This window comes from Streptomyces sp. NPDC059092 (assembly GCF_042756365.1).
GTDB lineage: Bacteria > Actinomycetota > Actinomycetes > Streptomycetales > Streptomycetaceae > Streptomyces.
This window is the reverse complement of sequence record NZ_JBHZEJ010000134.1, coordinates 1-6,615: the sequence shown is the minus strand read 5'-3', so window position 1 is coordinate 6,615 and position 6,615 is coordinate 1. Positions and strand designations below refer to the sequence as shown.

Annotated in this window: 7 protein-coding genes and 2 pseudogenes; 3 read left to right on the top strand and 6 right to left on the bottom strand. The window is 72.7% G+C overall.

Going from position 1 to position 6,615, the window contains the following annotated elements; all coding sequences use genetic code 11:
• From ACFXPL_RS36800 to sigE, 3 genes and pseudogenes are all read right to left on the bottom strand, one after another.
• Window positions 1-282, bottom strand: a pseudogene (locus ACFXPL_RS36800) (protease); the annotation flags it as partial.
• Between the two features lie 90 nt (window positions 283-372).
• Complete coding sequence (locus tag ACFXPL_RS36795; protein WP_384927535.1) at window positions 373-1,284, bottom strand: anti-sigma factor family protein; 912 nt, start codon at window positions 1,282-1,284, stop codon at window positions 373-375.
• Window positions 1,281-2,039 (bottom strand): RNA polymerase sigma factor SigE, encoded by a 759-nt coding sequence (gene sigE, locus ACFXPL_RS36790; RefSeq protein ID WP_384927534.1) that lies wholly within the window; start codon window positions 2,037-2,039, stop codon window positions 1,281-1,283. Before sigE ends, ACFXPL_RS36795 begins: the two co-directional genes overlap by 4 nt.
• A 175-nt stretch (window positions 2,040-2,214) precedes the next feature.
• On the opposite strand from sigE, the pseudogene ACFXPL_RS36785 reads away from it, so the two are divergent.
• Window positions 2,215-2,881, top strand: a pseudogene (locus ACFXPL_RS36785) (O-methyltransferase).
• A 228-nt stretch (window positions 2,882-3,109) separates the two neighbouring features.
• Here ACFXPL_RS36785 and ACFXPL_RS36780 read toward each other — a convergent pair.
• Window positions 3,110-3,277 carry a DUF3117 domain-containing protein gene (locus ACFXPL_RS36780; protein ID WP_003966491.1) on the bottom strand — a complete coding sequence of 56 codons (168 nt, stop codon included), beginning with the start codon at window positions 3,275-3,277 and terminating at the stop codon, window positions 3,110-3,112.
• Between the two features lie 313 nt (window positions 3,278-3,590).
• Between ACFXPL_RS36780 and ACFXPL_RS36775 the strand changes: the two genes are divergently transcribed.
• On the top strand, window positions 3,591-4,394 hold the full coding sequence (locus ACFXPL_RS36775) for an enoyl-CoA hydratase/isomerase family protein (protein ID WP_384927533.1): 804 nt from the start codon (window positions 3,591-3,593) through the stop codon (window positions 4,392-4,394).
• Window positions 4,395-4,544: 150 nt separating this feature from the next.
• On the opposite strand, the gene ACFXPL_RS36770 is transcribed toward ACFXPL_RS36775, so the two are convergent.
• Window positions 4,545-5,141: a DNA-3-methyladenine glycosylase I gene (locus ACFXPL_RS36770; RefSeq protein WP_384927532.1), complete on the bottom strand. Its 597-nt coding sequence runs from the start codon at window positions 5,139-5,141 to the stop codon at window positions 4,545-4,547.
• The gene (locus ACFXPL_RS36765; protein ID WP_384927531.1) at window positions 5,138-5,491 is read right to left on the bottom strand and encodes a hypothetical protein; all 354 of its coding nucleotides are present in this window, start codon (window positions 5,489-5,491) and stop codon (window positions 5,138-5,140) included. The genes ACFXPL_RS36770 and ACFXPL_RS36765 overlap by 4 nt, the downstream gene beginning before the upstream one ends.
• A 147-nt stretch (window positions 5,492-5,638) precedes the next feature.
• On the opposite strand from ACFXPL_RS36765, the gene folP reads away from it, so the two are divergent.
• A complete protein-coding gene (folP, locus tag ACFXPL_RS36760; RefSeq protein ID WP_384927530.1) occupies window positions 5,639-6,517 on the top strand; it encodes a dihydropteroate synthase in 879 nt (292 codons plus the stop codon).
• The last annotated feature ends 98 nt before the right edge of the window (window positions 6,518-6,615 follow it).

The following is a 6,615-nucleotide window of genomic DNA, read 5'->3' as shown; positions in this document are numbered from 1 at the left end:
GAACTCGGCCGGCGCGGCAGGGGGCTCGGCGGGCGGCTGCGCGGTGACCGCGGGGGGCTTGGCGGGCGGCTCCGGCGTCACGGCGGGCAGTTCCGCCGTGACCGCGGGCAGTTCTTCCGTGACCGCGGGCAGTTCTTCCGTGACCGCGGGCAGTTCTTCCGTGACCGCGGCGCTCCCGGCCGTCGGCCCCGACGGCCCGTCGGGCTCCGGTGGCGGCGCGCCGACCACGGAGGGCCGGCTCCACCACTTCGCCTTCGGTCCGGTCGGCTTCCCGTCGTCCATGCTCTCCCCGCAACTGCCGTTCCATGCCCCTCCAGGGGCACCCCTGCCCTGGATTCAACCAGGTTTACGAACGTCCGCGCAGGGAGCCGCTCAGCGCCGGGCGGAAAGCGGGGCGGACGGCAGCGTCGGGGCCTCGATCCGGGTGGGGTCGGGGGTGGCCGTGGAGCCGGTCTCCGACGTCCGCTCGTCGATCCGGACGGCGGAGCCCGTGGCCTGCGCCCACGGCAGCGGCGAGGCGCCGGTCAACAGCGTCTGCGGGAAGGGGTGTTCGACGAGCAACTGCGACTGGAGCACGCCGGGCGGTGCGGTGGCGGCGGGCCGGCCGGTGGAGCGCGAGGGCGATCCGCCGCCCTGACGGCGGGAGGAGTCGCTGACGCTGGACGCCGGGGCCGTGGTGCCCGGGGCCCGCAGGGGGGTCACACTGTTGCCCGCGCCGCGCGGCAGGACATCGGCGGCCGTACCGAGCGGCATCGTCCCACCGAGGGCCATCGCGGCGAAGGACACGGCGCTGGCCGCGGCGAAGGCGAACCGCCGGCCGCGCCACGGGGAGCGCGCGTCGTCCTGCCGGGGGCCGCCGTGGCGTCCGACGTCGTGGATACGGAATCCGGAGCTGTCCGGCAGTACTCCGGTGTGCGGGCCGGCCGGGACATAGCCGAAGCCGTCCCTCCTGACCCCGAAAGAACCCTCGCCGAAGGAGCCGTCACCGAAGCGCCCCCCGTCGAAGGGCCTTTTTCCGTCGTCGTCACCCCCGGGTCCTGATCCGGGCCCGCCGGGAAGTCCCTGGAGCCTGGCGAGCAGACCGGCCGAGAGCTGCGGCGGCGCGGCCTGCGCGAACGCGGTCTTCAGCCGACGCTGGGCGTCGGCCTCCGCCTTGCACCTGGCGCAGGTCGCGAGATGGGCCTGCACGCGCTCCCGCGCGTCATGGTCCAGCTCCCCGTCCACCAGGGCGGCGAGTCGGTCCCCCAGATGCTGCTCGGCGGGGGTGGGCCCTGTGCCACTCACGCCGCTCCGCCCTCCCCGGCCACGCTCACGAAGGCGCGCTGCTCGGCCCGGGCCTCGGGGGAACGGTGCTGGAGGGCCTTGCGCAGGTGCGAACGGCCGCGGTGGATTCTGCTCCGTACGGTGCCGAGCTTCACGCCCAGCGTCGCGGCGATCTCCTCGTACGACAGCCCCTCGATGTCGCAGAGCACCACCGCGGCACGGAATTCGGGCGCGAGGGTGTCCAGCGCCTGCTGGACGTCCGCGTCGAAGTGCGTGTCGTGGAAGACCTGCTGCGGCGAGGGCTCGCGGCTGGGCAGCCGCTCCGCCGCGTCGTCGCCGAGGGCGTCGAACCTGATCCGCTGCTTGCGGCGGACCATGTCGAGGAAGAGGTTGGTGGTGATGCGGTGCAGCCAGCCCTCGAACGTGCCGGGCGTGTACGTCGACAGCGAGCGGAAGACCCGTACGAAGACCTCTTGGGTCAGGTCCTCGGCGTCGTGCTGGTTGCCCGTGAGGCGGTACGCCAGGCGGTAGACACGTCCGCTGTGCGTGCTGACGATCTCCTCCCAACTGGGAGGCGTCCACGCCTGCGATTCCGCATCCGATGCGAAGGTCGCCGTAACTGCGGAGTCGGTGGAGCGAGAACGGTCAGCGGTGTTGGTCACGGATTTCGGCTCGCCGGCTGACCTGAGAAAGCGCCGGAGCACTCCTCCCCGATCCACAGGCGCAGCCGCACCTCCCCTATCGGCTCTGGTGGTGTCCAGTGGAGCCCCTACCATAGCCACTCCGCCCGTTAGCTCCGGATAAGAATCTTTACGTGAATTTGGAGGCCGTCCCGGGCCTCTTCAGGGCCGCTCCCGGGGTTTCCCCCGCCCTGCGGTCCGCCTCGCGCTCTGCCCTTCTTAACGCCTGGTCCCATCTGCGGGTTCCCGGGCGCAGCGGATACAGTCACCGTTGCGCCGCCAACGGGGACAAGGAGAGGGTCATTACCGCCAACCGGCAGACGAGCTGGGCGTTCGCCGACGCCTTTGTCGCCGAGGACGAAGCACTGCACTGGGCCCGGGAACGGGCCCGGGAGACAGGGCTCCGCTCGGTGTCACCAGGCACCGGCGCCGCGCTGCGTCTGCTCGCCGCCACGCTGGACGCGAAGGCGGTGGCCGAGATCGGCACCGGCACCGGTGTCTCCGGTATCTACCTGCTGGAGGGCATGCGCCCGGACGGCGTGCTGACCACGGTCGACACCGAGCCCGACTGCCAGCAGTTCGCCCGGCAGGCGTTCCGTGCCGCCGGCTTCACCGGGAACCGGGCACGGTTCATCCCCGGCGGCGCCCTGGACGTACTGCCGCGACTCGCGGACGGCGCGTACGACCTCGTCTTCTGCGACGGGGACCGGCTGGAGTCCCTGGACTATCTCGCTGAATCGTTGCGGCTGCTCAGGCCCGGCGGACTGGTCTGTTTCGAGGGCGTCTTCGCGAACGGCCGGACGGTGGACTCGGCGGCCCAGCCCTCGGAGGTGCTGCGGGTGCGGGAGCTGCTGCGGACCGTGCGGGAGAGCCAGGAGCTCCAGTCGACGCTGCTGCCGGTGGGCGACGGTCTGCTCTGCGCGGTACGGCGCGGCTGACCCGGGCTCCGCTCCCGGAACGCGCCGTACGCCGCCGACGCCGTACGCCGCCGCGCGGGCCGGTGAGCGCGTCGGCGCCACCGAAGTCACCGAAGTCACCGAAGTCACCGCGAACTGTTCGAAGCCGCCGTGAACAGCCCTCTGCCCCGGTACGGACGAATCCGTACCGGGGCAGAGGGCTGCTTGTCCGGGGGTGACTCCCCACCCCGAAGACCGTGATCGTTCCGCTCAGCCGACGACCTTCTTCAGCGCGTCGCCGAGTGCGTCCGCCTCGTCCGGAGTCAGCTCGACGACAAGCCGACCACCGCCTTCGAGCGGAACGCGCATGACGATGCCCCGCCCCTCCTTGGTCACCTCGAGCGGGCCGTCGCCCGTTCGCGGCTTCATGGCCGCCATGCTCGTTCCCCTTCCTGAAACCAGCTCATCGCAGCCGGCGGCCCCATGACAGGCGCTGTGTCACCGGCATCGAACACATTGCTTCCAGCCCATTATCCCGCATGGCTGGACCCGATGACCAACATCGGACGGCATCGCTTGCGCAACGCGCTCACGCAAAACGTCGCATTTCGGGGATCCGGCTGCGATACTTCGCCACCGCGCGCTCTGCCGGCGCCCGACTTTCTTAGACGCAGGTCACATGCCCACCGCCGGTGATCTCCGCCATGCTGGGGCCGGACAGGACCGCTGGAGCCGCGAAGGGGACCCGATCATGGCCGACACCGTGCTGTACGAGGTGAGTGACGGACTCGCAACGATCACGATCAACCGGCCCGAGGCCATGAACGCGATGGACCTCGCGACCAAGGTCGCGCTCCGGGAGGCGCTGACGGCGGCGGGGGACGACTCCACCGTACGCGGCGTGCTGCTGACCGGGGCGGGGTCCCGGGCCTTCTGCGTGGGCCAGGACCTGAAGGAGCACACCGCGCTGCTGGCGGAGGACGCCAGGACGGGCGGCGGGCAGACGATGAGCACGGTGCGCGAGCACTACAACCCGATCGTCCGGGCGATCGCCGGAATGCCCAAGCCGGTCGTCGCCGGGATCAACGGCGTCGCGGCGGGCGCGGGCCTCGGCTTCGCCCTGGCGGCGGACTACCGGATCGCGGCGGACACGGCCGCGTTCACCACGTCCTTCGCCGGCGTGGCCCTGACGGCGGACTCCGGTATCTCCTGGACGCTGCCCCGCCTGATCGGCCGGGGCCGCGCGACGGACCTGCTGCTCTTCCCGCGCTCGGTACCGGCGGCGGAGGCGCACGCGTGGGGCCTGGTCGACCGGCTGGTCCCCGCGGCCGACCTGGCGGCCACGGCAGCCCGGGTGGCGGCCGGCCTGGCGGCGGGGCCGACGGTGGCGTACGCGGCGCTGAAGGAGTCCCTGGCGTACGGGGCGGAGCACTCGCTGGCCGAGACGCTGGAGAAGGAGGACGAACTCCAGACGAGGGCGGGCGCGTCGGAGGACCACGGGATCGCGGTGCGCGCGTTCCTGGCGAAGGAGAAGCCGAGGTACGTGGGTCACTGACGCGCACCGAGCACCTGACCTGCGCGGGCGCCCGGCCGTGAGCACCGGCCGGGCGTCCGCGCAGGGCGGGTGTCCGCGCAGGGCGGGGGACGGGTGTGCGCGCAGGGCGGGCGTACGGGCGGGCAGGCAGGCGTACGGGCAGGGCCCGGGTCAGTCCGTCGTGTCGCGGGCCACGCACGCCGCCAGGTGGTCGTTGACCAGGCCGCACGCCTGCATCAGCGCGTACGCCGTCGTCGGGCCCACGAACCGGATGCCGCGCTTCTTCAGCTCCTTCGCCAGCGCCGTCGACCGGTCCGTCACGGCCGGGACGTCGGCCGTCGTCACCGGTGCCGGCCGTTGGGCCGCGTCGGGGGCGTACGACCAGATCAGCTCGTCGAGAGCGCCCGCGGGCCAGCCGGCCAGCACGCGCGCGTTCGCCAGGGTCGCGTCGACCTTCGCGCGGTTACGGATGATGCCGGGGTCCGCGAGCAGCCGTTCACGGTCGGCGTCGGTGAACTCCGCCACCGACGCGATCTTGAAGGAGTCGAACGCTGCCCGGAAGGTCTCGCGGCGGCGCAGGATGGTGATCCAGGACAGCCCCGACTGGAAGGCCTCCAGACACAGCCGCTCGAACAGGGCGTCGTCGCCGTGGACCGGGCGGCCCCACTCCTTGTCGTGGTAAGCGAGGTAGTCGTCCGTGGAGACGCCCCAGGGACAGCGGGGACGGCCGTCGGGTCCCGCCACCGCGCCGCCGGGGACCTCGCTCATCGCCCGCTCTCCTCTCCCGGCTTCTTGAAGAGGTCGGGGGAGGAGACGGCCGTCGCCTGCGCGCCCGCGAGCGCGGACTCCAGCTCCGCGATCCGCGCGTCCCGCTCCGCCAGCTCGGCGCCCAGGCGGCTCAGGACGTCGTCCACGTCCGCCATCCGGTACCCGCGGGCCCCGACGGGCAGCCGGAGCGCCTCGACGTCCGCACGCCCCACCGGGCGCGCCACGGGCAGGGGGTCCACGAGCCGTTCCGGAGAGGCCTCCGGCAGAACCGCGCTGTCGCCGCCGCCGACGACCGCGAGGGTGACCGCGGCGACGACCACGACCATCGCGATGAGCAAGAACAAGAACACGAGCTTCTCCCCGGGCAGGAAACGTCCAGTGCCGATCGTGCCACGAGCCACTGACACCGGGCGCCGCGGAAGGCGGTTAGGGTCGGTGCCGACCCTGAGGCCGCGGACGGCCAGCAGGTGAACCGAACGCTGGGAGGAACCACGGACATGCGCTCCACGGACGGGACGCTGCGGCTGGGACGCCGGGAATTCGGCCCCCACGAACCGGTGATCATGGCGATCGTCAACCGGACTCCGGACTCCTTCTACGACCGGGGCGCGACCTTCCGTGACCAGCCGGCCCTCGACCGCGTCGAGCAGGCGGTCTCCGAAGGCGCCGCGATCATCGACATCGGCGGGGTGAAGGCGGGCCCCGGCGACGAGGTCACGGCCGAGGAGGAGGCCCGCCGCACGGTCGGCTTCGTCGCGGAGGTACGCCGCCGCTTCCCCGACGTGGTGATCAGCGTCGACACCTGGCGCCACGAGGTCGGCGAGGCGGTCTGCGAGGCCGGTGCGGATCTGCTCAACGACGCGTGGGGCGGGGTGGACCCCCGGCTGGCGGAGGTCGCCGCGCGGTACGGCGCCGGACTGGTGTGCACGCACGCGGGCGGGGCCGAGCCCAGGACCCGGCCGCACCGGATCGCGTACGACGACGTGATGGCGGACATCCTGCGGGTGACGCTGGGGCTGGCCGAACGCGCCCTGGAGCTGGGCGTACGCCGCGACGCGATCATGATCGACCCGGGCCACGACTTCGGGAAGAACACCCGGCACTCGCTGGAGGCGACGCGCAGGCTCGGCGAGATGGCGGGGACGGGGTGGCCGGTGCTGGTCTCGCTCTCCAACAAGGACTTCGTCGGGGAGACGCTCGACAGGCCCGTCAAGGAGCGGCTGATCGGCACGCTGGCGACGACGGCGGTATCGGCGTGGCTCGGCGCGCGTGTCTACCGCGTCCACGAGATCGCGGAGACGAAGCAGGTGCTGGACATGGTCGCGTCCGTCGCGGGCCACCGGCCGCCCGCCGTGGCCCGCCGCGGTCTCGCCTGAACGAGCGCCGCGCCGGCCTCCGCGGGGGGACCGGTCACCGTCCCCCCGCGGGGACCGCCGCCCGTGATCACCGCGAACCCGGCGTCTGTCTCTAATCA